14 protein-coding genes and 1 pseudogene are annotated in these 14,562 nt (G+C 65.1%); 13 read left to right on the top strand and 2 right to left on the bottom strand.

What is annotated here, in order from left to right; translation table 11 throughout:
* Window positions 1-48: 48 nt before the first annotated feature.
* From A9179_RS19810 to trpC, 11 genes and pseudogenes are all read left to right on the top strand, one after another.
* Window positions 49-1,083 (top strand): ABC transporter substrate-binding protein, encoded by a 1,035-nt coding sequence (locus A9179_RS19810; protein WP_187807910.1) that lies wholly within the window; start codon window positions 49-51, stop codon window positions 1,081-1,083.
* A 139-nt stretch (window positions 1,084-1,222) separates the two neighbouring features.
* Complete coding sequence (locus A9179_RS19805) at window positions 1,223-2,332, top strand: ABC transporter ATP-binding protein (protein WP_187807909.1); 1,110 nt, start codon at window positions 1,223-1,225, stop codon at window positions 2,330-2,332.
* 44 nt (window positions 2,333-2,376) lie between these two features.
* Window positions 2,377-3,415, top strand: a pseudogene (locus A9179_RS19800) (ABC transporter substrate-binding protein).
* Between the two features lie 125 nt (window positions 3,416-3,540).
* Window positions 3,541-4,788, top strand: a complete 1,248-nt coding sequence (locus A9179_RS19795; protein ID WP_187807908.1) for an ABC transporter permease — start codon at window positions 3,541-3,543, stop codon at window positions 4,786-4,788.
* Between the two features lie 13 nt (window positions 4,789-4,801).
* Window positions 4,802-5,629: an ABC transporter permease gene (locus A9179_RS19790; protein ID WP_187807907.1), complete on the top strand. Its 828-nt coding sequence runs from the start codon at window positions 4,802-4,804 to the stop codon at window positions 5,627-5,629.
* Window positions 5,630-5,759: 130 nt separating this feature from the next.
* Complete coding sequence (gene rpe, locus A9179_RS19785; protein ID WP_187807906.1) at window positions 5,760-6,434, top strand: ribulose-phosphate 3-epimerase; 675 nt, start codon at window positions 5,760-5,762, stop codon at window positions 6,432-6,434.
* Between the two features lie 38 nt (window positions 6,435-6,472).
* Window positions 6,473-7,249, top strand: a complete 777-nt coding sequence (locus A9179_RS19780; RefSeq protein ID WP_187808639.1) for a phosphoglycolate phosphatase — start codon at window positions 6,473-6,475, stop codon at window positions 7,247-7,249.
* A gap of 72 nt (window positions 7,250-7,321) precedes the next feature.
* Complete coding sequence (gene trpE / locus A9179_RS19775) at window positions 7,322-8,815, top strand: anthranilate synthase component I (protein WP_187807905.1); 1,494 nt, start codon at window positions 7,322-7,324, stop codon at window positions 8,813-8,815.
* 13 nt (window positions 8,816-8,828) lie between these two features.
* Window positions 8,829-9,422 carry an aminodeoxychorismate/anthranilate synthase component II gene (locus tag A9179_RS19770; protein ID WP_187807904.1) on the top strand — a complete coding sequence of 198 codons (594 nt, stop codon included), beginning with the start codon at window positions 8,829-8,831 and terminating at the stop codon, window positions 9,420-9,422.
* A gap of 1 nt (window position 9,423) precedes the next feature.
* Window positions 9,424-10,470: an anthranilate phosphoribosyltransferase gene (gene trpD / locus A9179_RS19765; RefSeq protein WP_187807903.1), complete on the top strand. Its 1,047-nt coding sequence runs from the start codon at window positions 9,424-9,426 to the stop codon at window positions 10,468-10,470.
* On the top strand, window positions 10,467-11,303 hold the full coding sequence (gene trpC, locus A9179_RS19760) for an indole-3-glycerol phosphate synthase TrpC (protein WP_187807902.1): 837 nt from the start codon (window positions 10,467-10,469) through the stop codon (window positions 11,301-11,303). Before trpD ends, trpC begins: the two co-directional genes overlap by 4 nt.
* 173 nt (window positions 11,304-11,476) lie before the next feature.
* Here trpC and crp read toward each other — a convergent pair whose 3' ends face one another.
* The gene (gene crp, locus A9179_RS19755) at window positions 11,477-12,121 is read right to left on the bottom strand and encodes a cAMP-activated global transcriptional regulator CRP (protein WP_187807901.1); all 645 of its coding nucleotides are present in this window, start codon (window positions 12,119-12,121) and stop codon (window positions 11,477-11,479) included.
* 237 nt (window positions 12,122-12,358) lie between these two features.
* Between crp and A9179_RS19750 the strand changes: the two genes are divergently transcribed.
* Entirely contained in the window at window positions 12,359-12,784 is a 426-nt protein-coding gene (locus A9179_RS19750) for an OsmC family protein (protein ID WP_187807900.1), read from the top strand.
* 219 nt (window positions 12,785-13,003) lie between these two features.
* Window positions 13,004-13,798, top strand: a complete 795-nt coding sequence (speD, locus tag A9179_RS19745; protein WP_187807899.1) for an adenosylmethionine decarboxylase — start codon at window positions 13,004-13,006, stop codon at window positions 13,796-13,798.
* Between the two features lie 54 nt (window positions 13,799-13,852).
* Here the strand turns inward: speD and coq7 are convergent, their stop codons facing one another.
* Window positions 13,853-14,500 (bottom strand): 2-polyprenyl-3-methyl-6-methoxy-1,4-benzoquinone monooxygenase, encoded by a 648-nt coding sequence (gene coq7, locus A9179_RS19740; protein ID WP_187807898.1) that lies wholly within the window; start codon window positions 14,498-14,500, stop codon window positions 13,853-13,855.
* Window positions 14,501-14,562 lie beyond the last annotated feature (62 nt).

Genomic DNA, 14,562 nt, shown 5'->3' with positions numbered 1-14,562 from the left:
AGGCGTTTTCGAGGGATTCTGGCAATGGTCTGCATGGGGGCAACAACAATGACAAGAGTGATCAAGGCCAGCCTGCTGCTGGGGCTGATGGGCAGTGCCGCGCCGGTGTGGGCGGACTACGTGACGGTGATTTCCTTCGGCGGGGCGAACAAGGATGCCCAGCACGCCGCGTTCTACGAACCGTTCAAGGCGGCCACCGGCACGGCGGTGGTACGCGGCTCCTACGACGGCGACCTGGCCAAGCTGCGGCAGATGGTGCAGATGAGCCATGTGTCCTGGGACGTGGTTGAAGTGGAGGCACCGGAGCTGGCCCGCGGCTGTGCCGAAGGCCTGTTCGAGCCGCTCGACAGCAGCATGCTCGGCAACCCCGCCGACTACGTGCCGGGCACCCTGCAGCCGTGCGGCGTGGGCATCTTCGTCTGGTCGACGGTGCTCGCCTACAACAGCGGCAAGCTGGCCGGGCATCCCGCCGGCTGGGCGGATTTCTGGGACGTGCAGAAATTCCCCGGCAAACGCGGCCTGCGCTGGGGCGCCAAGTACAACCTGGAGTTCGCCCTGATGGCCGACGGCGTGGCGCCGCGCGAGGTGTACCAGGTGCTGGCCACTCCGGCCGGGGTCGAGCGGGCGTTCCGCAAGCTCGACCAGCTCAAGGCACAGATCGTCTGGTGGAAGGCTGGTGCCGAGCCGGTGCGGGCCCTCGGTGAAGGCCGGGTGGTGATGAGCTCGGCCTACAACGGACGGATCGCCGCCGCCCAGGGCCAGCAGCCGCAGCTGGCGCTGAGCTGGAACGGCGGGATCTACGACTTCGACTACTGGGCCCTGCCCAAGGGCGTGTGGAAGGCCGAGCAGGCCAAGCGCTTCGTCAGCTTTGCCAGCCAGGCGCCGCAGCAGAAGGTGTTTGCCGAGCGCATCGCCTACGGTCCGGTGAACAACCAGGCCACCGCCCAGCTCGATCCGCAGGTGCTGGCCGGCCTGCCCACGGCGCCGCAGAACCTGGCGCAGGCGGTGGGCATGGACGCGACTTTCTGGGCCACCAATGGCCAGGTTCTGGAGCAGCGTTTCGAGCAGTGGGCCAAACGCTGAGCCGCTGGATGCGTTGTAGGGCGATCCCTACAGCGCATCGTCTCTAAACCTTATAGCAATCTCTCATACCGCCCGATTTGCGCTGGCTGTGGCTCTTTCTAGGCTTAGAGCACGGCAGACAAGAACTAAAGGTGCGGTGATGGCCGAGATTTCCTCCAGCGATGTACTCGTCAGCTTTCGTGGCGTGCAGAAGAGCTACGACGGCGAGAACCTGATCGTCAAAGACCTCAACCTGGATATCCGCAAGGGCGAGTTCCTCACCCTGCTCGGGCCGTCCGGTTCCGGCAAGACCACCAGCCTGATGATGCTGGCCGGTTTCGAGACCCCCACCGCCGGCGAGATCCTCCTGGGCGGGCGGGCGATCAACAACGTGCCGCCGCACAAGCGCGACATCGGCATGGTGTTCCAGAACTACGCGCTGTTCCCGCACATGACGGTGGCCGAGAACCTGGCCTTCCCGCTCAGCGTGCGCGGCATGAACAAGACCGACACCAGCGAGCGGGTCAAACGCGCGCTGTCCATGGTGCAGCTCGACAACTTCCGCAACCGTTACCCGGCGCAGCTCTCCGGCGGCCAGCAGCAGCGCGTGGCACTGGCCCGCGCGCTGGTGTTCGAGCCGCAGCTGGTGCTGATGGACGAGCCGCTCGGCGCGCTGGACAAGCAGCTGCGCGAGCACATGCAGATGGAGATCAAGCACATCCACCAGCGCCTGGGCGTGACCGTGGTCTACGTGACCCACGACCAGGGCGAGGCGCTGACCATGTCCGACCGCGTGGCGGTGTTCCACCAGGGCGAGATCCAGCAGATCGCTCCGCCGCGCGAACTTTACGAAGCGCCGAAGAACACCTTCGTCGCCAACTTCATCGGCGAGAACAACCGTATCAGTGGCCAGCTGCTCAGCCGTGACGGCGAACGCTGCGTGGTCAGCCTGGCGCGTGGCGAGAAGGTCGAGGCGCTGGCGGTGAATGTCGGCGCGCCCGGTGAACCGGTGACCCTGTCGATCCGCCCCGAGCGCGTGCGTCTCAACGGCGCCAGTGAGCAGTGCGCCAACCGCTTCTCCGGTCGTGTCGAGGAGTTCATCTACCTGGGCGATCACGTGCGCATCCGTCTGGAGGTGTGTGGCAAGCCCGATTTCTTCGTCAAGCAGCCGATCGCCGAGCTCGACCCCGCCCTGGGCGTGGGCGATGTGGTGCCGCTCGGCTGGCATGTGGAGCATGTCCGCGCGCTCGACCCGTTGACCGCGGACTGAACCTGCGTCTCACCCAAACCTGCCATTCCAGGAGATAACAACAAATGAGCAAACGCATTACCTTCCGTCTTGGCGCCCTGGCCCTCGGCCTGGCCTGCGCCGGGCAAGCACTGGCCGCCGACCTGACGGTGATTTCCTTCGGTGGCGCCAACAAGGACGCCCAGACCAAGGCCTTCTACCAGCCGTGGGAAGCGGCCGGCAAAGGCAAGGTCATCGCCGGCGAGTACAACGGCGAGATGGCCAAGGTCAAAGCCATGGTCGACACCAACAGCGTGTCGTGGAACCTGGTGGAAGTGGAGTCGCCGGAACTGGCGCGCGGCTGTGACGAAGGCCTGTTCGAGGAACTCGACCCGGCCCTGTTCGGCAAGGCCGAGGACTATGTCGAAGGCGCCATCCAGCCGTGCGGCGTGGGCTTCTTCGTGTGGTCCACCGTGCTCGCCTACAACGCCGACAAGCTGTCCGCCGCCCCCACCAGTTGGGCCGATTTCTGGGACGTGGCCAAGTTCCCGGGCAAGCGCGGCCTGCGCAAGGGCGCCAAGTACACCCTGGAATTCGCCCTGATGGCCGACGGCGTGGCACCGAAGGATGTCTACACCGTGCTCGCCACCCAGGAAGGCCAGGATCGCGCGTTCAAGAAACTCGACCAGATCAAGCCGAACATCCAGTGGTGGGAAGCCGGTGCCCAGCCGCCGCAATTCCTCGCCTCCGGCGACGTGGTCATGAGCTCCGCCTACAACGGCCGCATCGCCGCCGTGCAGAAGGAGAGCAACCTGAAGGTGGTATGGAACGGCGGCATCTACGACTTCGACTCCTGGGCCATTCCGAAAGGTGCCAAGGACGGTGAAGCGTCCAAGGCCTTCGCCGCCTTCTCGGTACAGCCCGAGCAGCAGAAGATCTACTCGTCGAACATCGCCTACGGCCCTGCCAACAAGAACGCCGTGGCGCTGCTCGACCAAGGGCCTGCTCAAGGACATGCCGACCACCCCGGAAAACATCGCCAACCAGGTGGCGATGAACGTGACCTTCTGGGCCGACTACGGCGAGCAGCTGGAACAGCGCTTCAACGCCTGGGCCGCCAAGTAAGCCCGGTGCATGACCTGCAATACCCCTCTCCTGCGGGAGAGGGTCTGGGGTGAGGCTGGCGCCCGGGGCGCCCCCTCATCTCTTTTTTCCGCCGCCTCGCGCGGCCAGATTTAGCGGAGCTAGCGATGGCTGAAACCGTCTCCCTCACCGAATTTGCCGGCCTCACCCTGAAGCAGAAGCTGGCCCGTGCCGAGCGGATCAACCGTCTCAAGGCGCAGGGGCTGATCCTGCCGCTGCTGGTGTTCCTGGTGCTGGTGTTCCTCCTGCCGATCGGCATCCTGCTCTACAAGAGCGTGGAAAACCCGGAAGTGGTGCAGGCCCTGCCGCGCACCGTACAAGCCATCGGCGCCTGGGATGGGCGCGGCCTGCCGGAAGAGGCGGCCTACCAGGCGCTGGCCCTCGACCTCGCCGATGCGCGCAAGAACCAGACGATTGGCGACCTGTCCAAGCGCCTCAACATGGAGCTGGCCGGCTACCGCAGCCTGATGGCCAAGACCGGCCGCGCCCTGCCGTTCAAGCAGGAGCCGGCGTCCTACAAGGATGCCCTGGAGAGCCTCGACGAGCGCTGGGGCGACCCGGCCTACTGGCAGGTGATCCGCCGCAACGACAGCGGCCTGACCCCTTACTACCTGCTGGCGGCCCTCGATCATCGCATCGACGACCTCGGCGAGCTGGCCCCGGCCACTCCGGATCAGGCCATCTACCTGGACATCTTCGCCCGTACCTTCTGGATGGGCCTGGTGATCACCGCCATCTGCCTGGTGCTGGCCTATCCGCTGGCCTACCTGCTGGCCAACCTGCCGACCCGTACCAGCAACCTGCTGATGATCCTGGTGCTGCTGCCGTTCTGGACTTCGATCCTGGTGCGGGTGGCGGCGTGGATCGTGCTGCTGCAGTCGGGCGGGCTGATCAACAGCGCGCTGATGGCCATGGGCATCATCGATCAGCCGCTGCAGCTGGTGTTCAACCGCACCGGGGTCTACGTGGCGATGGTGCACATCATGCTGCCGTTCATGATCCTGCCGATCTTCAGTGTGATGAAGGGCATTTCGCCGAGCTACATGCGCGCCGCGATTTCCCTCGGCTGCCACCCGTTCGCCAGCTTCTGGCGGGTGTACTTTCCGCAGACCCTGGCCGGCGTCGGCGCCGGTTGCCTGCTGGTGTTCATCCTGTCCATCGGCTACTACATCACCCCGGCCCTGCTGGGCAGCCCGGGCGACCAGATGATCAGCTACTTCGTCGCCTTCTATACCAACACCACCATCAACTGGGGCATGGCCACGGCCCTCGGCGGCCTGCTGCTGCTGGCCACCATGCTGCTCTACGTGGTGTACAGCTGGCTGGTGGGCGCCAGTCGCCTGCGTCTGGGTTGAGAGGAGTATCGAGATGCTGAGTCCCTACAAATCGCCGGTGGAACGCGCCTGGTTCTGGACCCACCGCAGCCTGTGTGCGCTGGTGCTGCTGTTCCTGATCCTGCCGGTGCTGGTGATCATTCCACTGTCGTTCAACTCCGGCAGCTTCCTGGTCTACCCGCTGCAGGGCTTTTCCCTGCGCTGGTATGCCGACTTCTTCGGCTCGGCCGAATGGATGCGCTCGCTGACCAACAGCATGATCGTGGCGCCGGCCGCCACCGTGCTGGCCATGGTATTCGGCACCCTGGCCTCGATCGGCCTGACCCGCGGCGAGTTCCGTGGCAAGGCGCTGGTGATGAGCCTGCTGATTTCGCCGATGGTCGCCCCGGTGGTGATTGTCGGGGTGGCCAGCTACCTGTTCTTCGCCCCGCTGGGCCTGGGCAACAGCTACATCTCGCTGATCCTGGTGCATGCGGTGCTCGGCGTGCCGTTCGTCATCATCACCGTGTCCGCGACGCTGCAGGGCTTCAACTACAACCTGGTACGCGCCGCCGCCAGCCTGGGCGCCTCGCCACTGCTGGCGTTCCGTCGGGTGACCTTGCCGCTGATCGCCCCCGGGGTGATCTCCGGCGCGCTGTTCGCCTTCGCCACCTCGTTCGACGAAGTGGTGGTGACCCTGTTCCTCGCCGGCCCCGAGCAGGCCACCCTGCCACGGCAGATGTTCAGCGGTATCCGCGAGAACCTCAGCCCGACCATCGCCGCGGCGGCCACCCTGCTGATCGGCTTCTCCATCGTCATGCTGCTGACCCTGGAGTGGCTGCGCGGGCGCAGCGAGAAGATGCGTACCGCCGCTCCCGAGTGATGACGCCAGCCCCTTCGCCCGCCCCAGCCGGGCGAAGGGGCTGTTCGGCGTTCTCCTGACATACGACAACTGCCTCAGGCAGCGACTCAGGCTACAATCGCGCCACTGTGATTCATGCCCTGAGGTCGTCATGCAACCCTTCGCCATCGCTCCGTCGATTCTGTCCGCCGATTTCGCCCGTCTGGGCGAAGAAGTCGACAAGGTACTCGCCGCCGGCGCCGACATCGTTCACTTCGATGTGATGGACAACCACTACGTGCCCAACCTGACCATCGGCCCGATGGTCTGCGCGGCACTGCGCAAGTACGGCATCACCGCGCCGATCGACGCCCACCTGATGGTCAAGCCGGTCGACCGCATCATCGGCGACTTCATCGAAGCCGGCGCCAGCTACATCACCTTCCACCCGGAAGCCAGCGAGCACATCGACCGCTCCCTGCAGCTGATCAAGGCCGGCGGCGCCAAGGCCGGCCTGGTGTTCAACCCGGCCACCTCGCTGGACGCGCTGAAGTACGTGATGGACAAGGTCGACATGATCCTGCTGATGAGCGTCAACCCCGGCTTCGGCGGGCAGAAGTTCATTCCCGGTACCCTCGACAAGCTGCGCGAGGCGCGCGCCCTGATCGACGCCAGCGGCCGCGATATCCGCCTGGAGATCGACGGCGGGGTCAATGTGCAGAACATCCGCGAGATCGCCGCCGCGGGCGCCGACACCTTCGTCGCCGGCTCGGCGATCTTCAACCAGCCGGACTACAAGGCCGTGATCGACGCCATGCGCGCCGAACTGGCCCAGGTGCGCGCGTGATTGTTGATCTGTTCGACGGGCGCTTGCCGCGTCTGGTGATGTTCGACCTGGACGGCACCCTGGTGGATTCGGTACCGGATCTGGCGGCTGCCATCGACCGCATGCTGGTGCAGCTCGGTCGCCCGGCGGCCGGCGTCGAGCAGGTGCGCGACTGGGTCGGCAACGGCGCCCGGGTGCTGGTACGCCGCGCCCTGGCCGGTGGCATCGAACATGCCGCGGTCGGTGATGCCGAGACCGAGCAGGCGCTCGAGCTGTTCAATGAGGCCTATGCCGGCAGCCACGACCTGAGCACCGTCTATCCCGGCGTGCGCGCCACCCTCAAGTGGCTGAAGAAGCAGGGCGTGGAACTGGCGCTGATCACCAACAAGCCGGAGCGTTTCGTCGCCCCGCTGCTGGACGAGATGAAGCTGGGCCGCTATTTCCGCTGGATAGTCGGCGGCGACACCCTGCCGCAGCAGAAGCCCGATCCGGCGGCGCTGCTGTTCGTCATGCGCCTGGCCGGCGTCGAGGCGGACAAGGCGCTGTTCGTCGGCGACTCGCGCAACGACGTGCTGGCCGCCCGTGCCGCCAGCGTACCCTGCGTGGCCTTGAGCTACGGCTACAACCACGGCCGGCCGATTGCCGAGGAACAGCCGGCGGCGGTGCTCGATGACCTGCGCCAGCTGCTGCCAGGTGGTTGCCTGGAAGACGACGCTAAGCTAATGTCGCCTGACTCTCCGATTTACCCGCCACCCAGAGACAGCATCGTGGTAGTTGCCCGCAAACAATGGACGAATGTCTTCAAGGCCCTGGCCCGTTGGCGCTGGCGCGCCTGACATCTTCCGGCCGGCCCGTCCCGGCGTGTTTGCACAACCTCCGTTTCACCTCCTCATACCACGAGGCTGATCATGACCCGCGAAGAATTCCTGCGTTTGGCCGCCGACGGCTACAACCGCATTCCGCTTGCATTCGAGACCCTGGCCGACTTCGACACGCCGCTGTCGATCTACCTGAAACTGGCTGACGCGCCCAACACCTACCTGCTCGAGTCCGTGCAGGGCGGCGAGAAGTGGGGGCGTTTCTCCATCATCGGCCTGCAGGCACGTACCGTGCTGCGTGCCCACGGCCATAGCGTCAGCATCAGCGTCGACGGGGTGGAAGTGGAGCGGCATGACGACTGCGCCGACCCGCTGGACTTCGTCGAGCAGTTCAAGGCGCGCTACAAGGTGCCGACCCTCAGTGGCCTGCCGCGTTTCAACGGCGGCCTGGTCGGCTACTTTGGCTACGACAGCGTGCGCTACGTCGAGAAAAAACTCGGCGCCAGCCCCAATCCGGATCCGCTGGGCACCCCGGACATCCTGCTGATGGTTTCCGATGCGGTGGTGGTGTTCGACAACCTGGCCGGCAAGATGCACGCCATCGTCCTCGCCGACCCGGCCGCCAGCGATGCCTACGAGCAGGGTCAGGCGCGCCTGGGCCAGTTGCTGGACAAGCTGCGCCAGCCGATCACCCCGCGCCTGGGCGTGGATCTGGCGGCGCCGGCCGGCAAGGAGCCGGACTTCGTCTCCAGCTTCAAGCGCGACGACTACGAGGCGGCGGTCGGTGCGATCAAGGAGTACATCCTGGCCGGCGACTGCATGCAGGTGGTGATTTCCCAGCGCATGTCGATCCCGTTCCAGGCCGCGCCGATCGACCTGTACCGGGCGCTGCGCTGCATCAACCCGACGCCCTACATGTACTTCTTCAACTTCGGCGACTTCCATGTGGTCGGCAGTTCGCCGGAAGTGCTGGTGCGGGTCGAGGACAACCTGGTCACCGTACGGCCGATCGCCGGCACCCGTCCGCGTGGCGCCACCGAAGAGGCCGACATCGAGCTGGAGAAGGACCTGCTGTCCGACGCCAAGGAGATCGCCGAGCATCTGATGCTGATCGACCTCGGCCGCAACGATGTCGGCCGCGTCTCCAGCACCGGTTCAGTGAAGGTCACCGAGCAGATGGTGATCGAGCGCTACTCCAACGTCATGCACATCGTTTCCAACGTCACCGGCCACCTGAAGGAAGGCCTGTCGGCGATGGACGCCCTGCGCGCCATCCTGCCGGCCGGCACCCTGTCCGGTGCGCCCAAGGTGCGCGCGATGGAGATCATCGACGAGCTGGAGCCGGTCAAGCGCGGGGTCTACGGCGGTGCCGTGGGTTACCTGGCGTGGAACGGCAACATGGACACCGCCATCGCCATCCGCACTGCGGTGATCAAGGACGGCGAACTGCACGTGCAGGCCGGCGCCGGCATCGTCGCCGACTCGCAGCCGGCCCTGGAGTGGGAAGAAACCCTGAACAAGCGCCGCGCCATGTTCCGCGCGGTCAGTCTCGCCGAACAGTCCGTACCTGCGGCCAAGAAGTAAGGGAGCCCCTGCCATGCTGCTGATGATCGACAACTACGACTCCTTTACCTACAACGTGGTGCAGTACTTGGGCGAACTGGGTGCCGATGTCCACGTGATCCGCAACGACGAGCTGACGGTCGCCGAAATCGAGGCGCTGAAACCCGAGCGCATCGTGGTCTCGCCGGGCCCATGCACGCCGACCGAAGCCGGGGTGTCCATCGAGACCATCCTGCATTTCGCCGGCAAGCTGCCGATCCTCGGCGTGTGCCTGGGCCACCAGAGCATCGGCCAGGCCTTCGGTGGCGACGTGGTGCGCGCGCGCCAGGTGATGCACGGCAAGACCAGCCCGGTGTTCCACCAGGATCTGGGCGTGTTCAACGGCCTCAACAAGCCGCTCACCGTGACCCGCTACCATTCCCTGGTGGTCAAGCGCGAGACTCTGCCGGACTGCCTGGAAATGACCGCCTGGACCCAGCACGCCGACGGCAGCGTCGACGAGATCATGGGCCTGCGCCACAAGACCCTGAACATCGAGGGTGTGCAGTTCCACCCGGAATCCATCCTCACCGAGCAGGGCCACGAACTGTTCGCCAACTTCCTCAAGCAGACCGGCGGGGTGCGCTGACATGGATATCAAGGAAGCCCTCAACCGGGTGGTCAACCAGCTCGACCTCAACACTGCGGAAATGCAGGACGTGATGCGCGAGATCATGACCGGCCAGTGCACCGATGCGCAGGTCGGCGCGTTCCTCATGGGCATGCGCATGAAGAGCGAGACCATCGACGAGATCGTCGGCGCGGCCCAGGTCATGCGCGAGCTGGCCTCGCCGGTGCAGATCAACGCCGAGCGCCTGGTCGACACCTGCGGCACCGGTGGCGACGGCATGAATATCTTCAACGTTTCCACCGCCGCCGCCTTCGTGGTCGCCGCGGCCGGTGGCAAGGTGGCCAAGCACGGCAACCGTGCGGTCTCCGGCAAGAGCGGCAGCGCCGATCTGCTGGAGGCGGCGGGGGTCTACCTGAACCTCAAGCCTGAGCAGGTGGCCCGCTGCGTGGAGTCCGTGGGGGTCGGCTTCATGTTCGCCCCGGCCCATCATGGCGCCATGAAGCATGCCATCGGCCCGCGTCGCGAGCTGGCCCTGCGCACCATTTTCAACATGCTCGGCCCGATGACCAACCCGGCTGGGGTCAAGCACCAGGTGCTCGGCGTGTTCAGCCAGGCCCTGTGCCGCCCGCTGGCCGAAGTGCTGCAGCGCCTGGGCAGCAAGCACGTGCTGGTGGTGCATGCGCAGGATGGCCTGGACGAGATCAGCCTGGCCGCGCCGACCTACATCGCCGAACTCAAGGACGGCGTGGTCAGCGAATACCGCGTGCAGCCGGAAGACTTCGGCATCAAGAGCCAGAGCCTGATCGGCCTGACCGTGGGCGGCGCCGCCGACTCCCTGGCGCTGATCCGTGACGCGCTGGGCAAGCGCAAGACCGAGAATGGCCAGAAGGCCGCCGACATGATCGTGCTCAACGCCGGCGCGGCGCTGTATGCCGCCGACCACGCCACCAGCCTCAAGGAAGGTGTGCACCTGGCCCAGGATGCCTTGCACACTGGCCTGGCCTGGGAAAAACTCGATGAACTGGTGTCCTTCACCGCCGTGTTCAAGCAGGAGAACGAAGCGTGAGCCTTCCTACCGTTCTGGAAAAGATCATTGCGCGCAAGTTCGAGGAAGTCGCCGAGCGTCGTGCCCGCGTCAGCTTCGCCGAAGTCGAGGCGGCCGCGCGCCAGGCCGACGCGCCGCGCGGTTTTGCCCGCGCCCTGCTGGAGCAGGCGGCGCGCAAGCAGCCAGCGGTGATCGCCGAAATCAAGAAGGCCTCGCCGAGCAAGGGCGTGCTGCGTGCCGACTTCCAGCCGGCGCAGATCGCCAAGAGCTACCAGGCCGGCGGCGCCACCTGCCTGTCGGTGCTGACCGATATCGACTTCTTCCAGGGCGCCGACGAGTACCTGCAGCAGGCGCGCGCGGCCTGCTCGCTGCCGGTGATCCGCAAGGACTTCATGGTCGACCCGTATCAGATCGTCGAAGCCCGCGCCCTGGGCGCCGATTGTGTGCTGCTGATCGTCTCCGCCCTGGATGACGTGCGCATGGCCGAGATGGCCAGCGTGGCCAAGGATGTCGGCCTCGACGTGCTGGTGGAAGTGCACGACGGCGACGAGCTGGAGCGTGCGCTGAAGACCCTGGATACGCCGTTGGTGGGCATCAACAACCGCAACCTGCACACCTTTGAAGTCAGCCTGGATATCACCCTCGACCTGCTGCCGCGAATTCCCCGCGACCGCCTGGTGGTCACCGAGAGCGGCATCCTCAACCGCGCCGACGTGGAGCTGATGGAAATCAGCGAGGTGTATGCCTTCCTGGTCGGCGAGGCCTTCATGCGCGCCGAGGATCCGGGTGTCGAGCTCAAGCGCCTGTTCTTCCCCGACGGCAAGCACGTGGTGCTGGGCTCCGATCCGGACTGATCGAGTGCCGACCAAAAGCCCGCCTATCGGCGGGCTTTTTTTGTGTCTGACGTAGGGCGGGTGCAACCCGCGCAGGCAGCTTGCGGCCAGTGTCCCGCGGGTTTCACCCGCCCTACCTGTTCGCCGAATGAAAAAGCCCGCCTATTGGCGGGCTTTTTTCTGGCCGGTACCCCTTAGCGGGTGCCGAACACCACCATGGTCTTGCCTTTGACGTGTACCAGGCCCTGTTCCTCCAGGGACTTGAGCACGCGCCCGACCATCTCGCGGGAGCAGCCGACGATACGGCCGATTTCCTGGCGGGTGATCTTGATCTGCATGCCGTCCGGGTGGGTCATGGCGTCCGGCTGCTTGCACAGGTCGAGCAGGGTGCGGGCCACGCGGCCGGTAACGTCGAGGAAGGCCAGGTCACCCACCTTGCGCGTGGTGTTGCGCAGGCGGTCGGCCATCTGGCTGCCCAGGGCGTAGAGGATCTCCGGATCCTGCTGGGTCAGCTCGCGGAACTTGGCGTAGCTCAGCTCGGCCACTTCGCATTCGGTCTTGGCGCGCACCCAGGCGCTGCGTTCCTTCTCGCTGCCTTCCTTCTCGAACAGACCCATTTCGCCGAAGAAGTCGCCGGCATTGAGGTAGGCGATGATCATCTCGCGGCCGTCGTCGTCCTCGATGAGGATGGTGACCGAGCCTTTGATGATGAAGAACAGGGTTTCGCAGCGATCGCCCGCATAGATGATGGTGCTTTTGGCGGTGTAGCGGCGGCGATGACAGTGCGCGAGGAGTTTATCGAGATTCTTGATTTTTGGTGTAAGGGTAATAGCGACCATGCCCGAGTCCCGAAAAGAATTAGTAAGCCTTTGTCCAGCAGGCGTTTTTTTATTTAGTTATCCGAACAAGTGTGCCAGTTATCCGCGGCCAGCTTAACAGACCGGCGGGGTGCGGCAAGCCGATTTGCGACGCAGCTAACACTGCGCCGGTTAATGTCTGCTCAGGGCCGCGGAGAAGGGCGTCACAGAGGCCTGTGTTAAGCTACGCGTCTTTTTTCGGGCAGTGGAGTCCAGGCGATGAAAGCGCGCATTCAATGGGCCGGTGAGGCCATGTTCCTCGGTGAATCCGGTAGCGGCCATGTGGTGGTGATGGACGGCCCGCCCGACGCTGGTGGGCGCAACCTGGGCGTGCGCCCGATGGAGATGGTGCTGATCGGCCTGGGCGGCTGCAGCAACTTCGACGTGGTCAGCATCCTCAAGAAGTCGCGCCAGCCGGTCGAGAGCTGCGAGGCCTTCCTCGAGGCCGAACGCGCCGACGAAGACCCCAAGGTGTTCACCAAGATCCACCTGCACTTCGTGGTCAAGGGCCGCGGCCTCAAGGAGGCCCAGGTCAAGCGCGCGGTGGAGCTCTCGGCGGAGAAGTACTGCTCGGCCTCGATCATGCTCGGCCGGGCCGGCGTGGAAATCACCCACGACTACGAGATCGTCGAACTGGGCGCCTGACGGCGCCTGGTCACCCGGCTATCACAAAGCGGGCGCAGACTCTGGCCGCCAGGGCCGGCGATCTGCATAATGCGCGGCCCTTTTCGGGGCCAGCGCCCCAAACCAAAACCAATCGCCATCGCGAAGAGGTGTTAACCGTCCTACGCAGCTGAGTCGTTCGCAGCTGACGGGCATGCTCGATCACGCGGCAGAGCCGCATCCACAAGAGAGTTTCCAACGGTGAAAAGCAAACTCAAGCTCCACGGGTTCAACAACCTGACGAAGACCTTGAGCTTCAACATCTATGACATCTGCTACGCGGAAACGCCGGAAGACCAGCAGGCCTATGTGCAGTACATCGACGAAGAGTACGATGCCGAGCGCCTGACGCAGATCCTCACCGATGTTGTCGACATCATCGGCGCCAATATCCTGAACATCGCCCGTCAGGACTACGACCCGCAAGGCGCCAGCGTGACCATCCTGATCTCCGAGCAGCCGGTGGAGCCCACCGCCAGCCAGATCGAGGAATCCCCCGGGCCGCTGCCAGAGACCATCCTGGCGCACCTGGACAAGAGCCACATCACCGTGCACACCTACCCGGAAATCCATCCGGTGTCGGGCATCGCGACTTTCCGCGTGGATATCGACGTGTCGACCTGCGGCGTGATCTCGCCGCTGAAGGCGCTCAACTACCTGATCCACCAGTTCGACTCGGACATCGTCACCGTCGACTATCGCGTGCGTGGCTTCACCCGCGACGTGGAAGGCAAGAAGCACTTCATCGACCACGAGATCAACTCGATCCAGAACTACCTCTCCGACGACACCCAGGACGCCTATCAAATGACGGACGTCAACGTGTACCAGGAGAACCTGTTCCACACCAAGATGCTGCTCAAGGACTTCGAGCTGGACAACTACCTGTTCGGCGATGCCACCTCCAACCTGACTGCCGAACAGCGCAAGCAGGTGGAAGAGCGAGTGCGCCACGAGATGCTGGAGATCTTCTACGCGCGCAATATGCCGCGCTGAGTTCTTCTGCAACGAAAAAGGGCGCCATCGGCGCCCTTTTTCATGTCCGCAGTTTCAGATGCGGTAGGTGCTTTTGGTCATCACCTTGGACAGCAGGCTCATGCCGAACTTCACCGGCGCCGGGAAGCGCAGGCCGCCGGCCTCGATGGCGCTGGTGGCGTGGTGCTGCTCGTCCTCGCGCATCTGCTCGAGGATGGCGCGGGTCTTGGCGTCGTCCGCCGGGATCTGCTCCAGGTGCTCGTCCAGGTGCTTGACCACCTGATCCTCGGTGGCGGCGACGAAGCCCAGGCTGACCTTGTCGCTGATCAGCCCGGCGACCGCGCCGACACCGAACGACAGACCGTAGAACAGCGGGTTGAGCAGGCTCGGGCTGCTGCCCAGCTCACGGATGCGCTGCTCGCACCAGGCCAGGTGGTCGACTTCCTCGTCGGCCGCGTGCTCCATGGCCTTGCGCACTTCCGGCAGCTTGGCGGTCAGCGCCTGGCCCTGGTACAGCGCCTGGGCGCACACCTCGCCGGTGTGGTTGATGCGCATCAGCCCGGCCACGTGGCGGGCGTCCTCGTCGCTCAGCGGCGCCTCGTTCTGCACGATGGCCGGCGACGGCCGCGCCGGCGCGCCGCTGAACGGCAGCAGGGTGCGCATGGCGGCATCGGCCTGCATCAGCAGGCGGTCGACGGGGGAAAACTGGCGTTCGTTGCTCATGGCCAACTCCACGGGAAGCATGTCGGCAGTTTACCTGAAGGCGCAGACAGTTTTTTGACCGG

The sequence above is a fragment of the Pseudomonas alcaligenes genome (genome assembly GCF_014490745.1).
In the GTDB taxonomy this organism is placed as follows: domain Bacteria; phylum Pseudomonadota; class Gammaproteobacteria; order Pseudomonadales; family Pseudomonadaceae; genus Aquipseudomonas; species Aquipseudomonas alcaligenes_C.
This window is presented reverse-complemented; position numbering and strand designations above follow the sequence as displayed.

Excerpts from the sequence above, each read along its gene's own strand:
- rpe (WP_187807906.1), top strand. The coding sequence starts at position 5,760 with ATGCAACCCTTCGCCATCGCTCCGTCGATTCTGTCCGCCGATTTCGCC.
- trpE (WP_187807905.1), top strand. The coding sequence starts at position 7,322 with ATGACCCGCGAAGAATTCCTGCGTTTGGCCGCCGACGGCTACAACCGC.
- coq7 (WP_187807898.1), bottom strand. The coding sequence starts at position 14,500 with ATGAGCAACGAACGCCAGTTTTCCCCCGTCGACCGCCTGCTGATGCAG.
- trpD (WP_187807903.1), top strand. The coding sequence starts at position 9,424 with ATGGATATCAAGGAAGCCCTCAACCGGGTGGTCAACCAGCTCGACCTC.
- A9179_RS19780 (WP_187808639.1), top strand. The coding sequence starts at position 6,473 with ATGTTCGACCTGGACGGCACCCTGGTGGATTCGGTACCGGATCTGGCG.
- A9179_RS19790 (WP_187807907.1), top strand. The coding sequence starts at position 4,802 with ATGCTGAGTCCCTACAAATCGCCGGTGGAACGCGCCTGGTTCTGGACC.
- A9179_RS19795 (WP_187807908.1), top strand. The coding sequence starts at position 3,541 with ATGGCTGAAACCGTCTCCCTCACCGAATTTGCCGGCCTCACCCTGAAG.
- crp (WP_187807901.1), bottom strand. The coding sequence starts at position 12,121 with ATGGTCGCTATTACCCTTACACCAAAAATCAAGAATCTCGATAAACTC.
- A9179_RS19770 (WP_187807904.1), top strand. The coding sequence starts at position 8,829 with ATGCTGCTGATGATCGACAACTACGACTCCTTTACCTACAACGTGGTG.
- A9179_RS19805 (WP_187807909.1), top strand. The coding sequence starts at position 1,223 with ATGGCCGAGATTTCCTCCAGCGATGTACTCGTCAGCTTTCGTGGCGTG.
- A9179_RS19750 (WP_187807900.1), top strand. The coding sequence starts at position 12,359 with ATGAAAGCGCGCATTCAATGGGCCGGTGAGGCCATGTTCCTCGGTGAA.
- A9179_RS19810 (WP_187807910.1), top strand. The coding sequence starts at position 49 with ATGACAAGAGTGATCAAGGCCAGCCTGCTGCTGGGGCTGATGGGCAGT.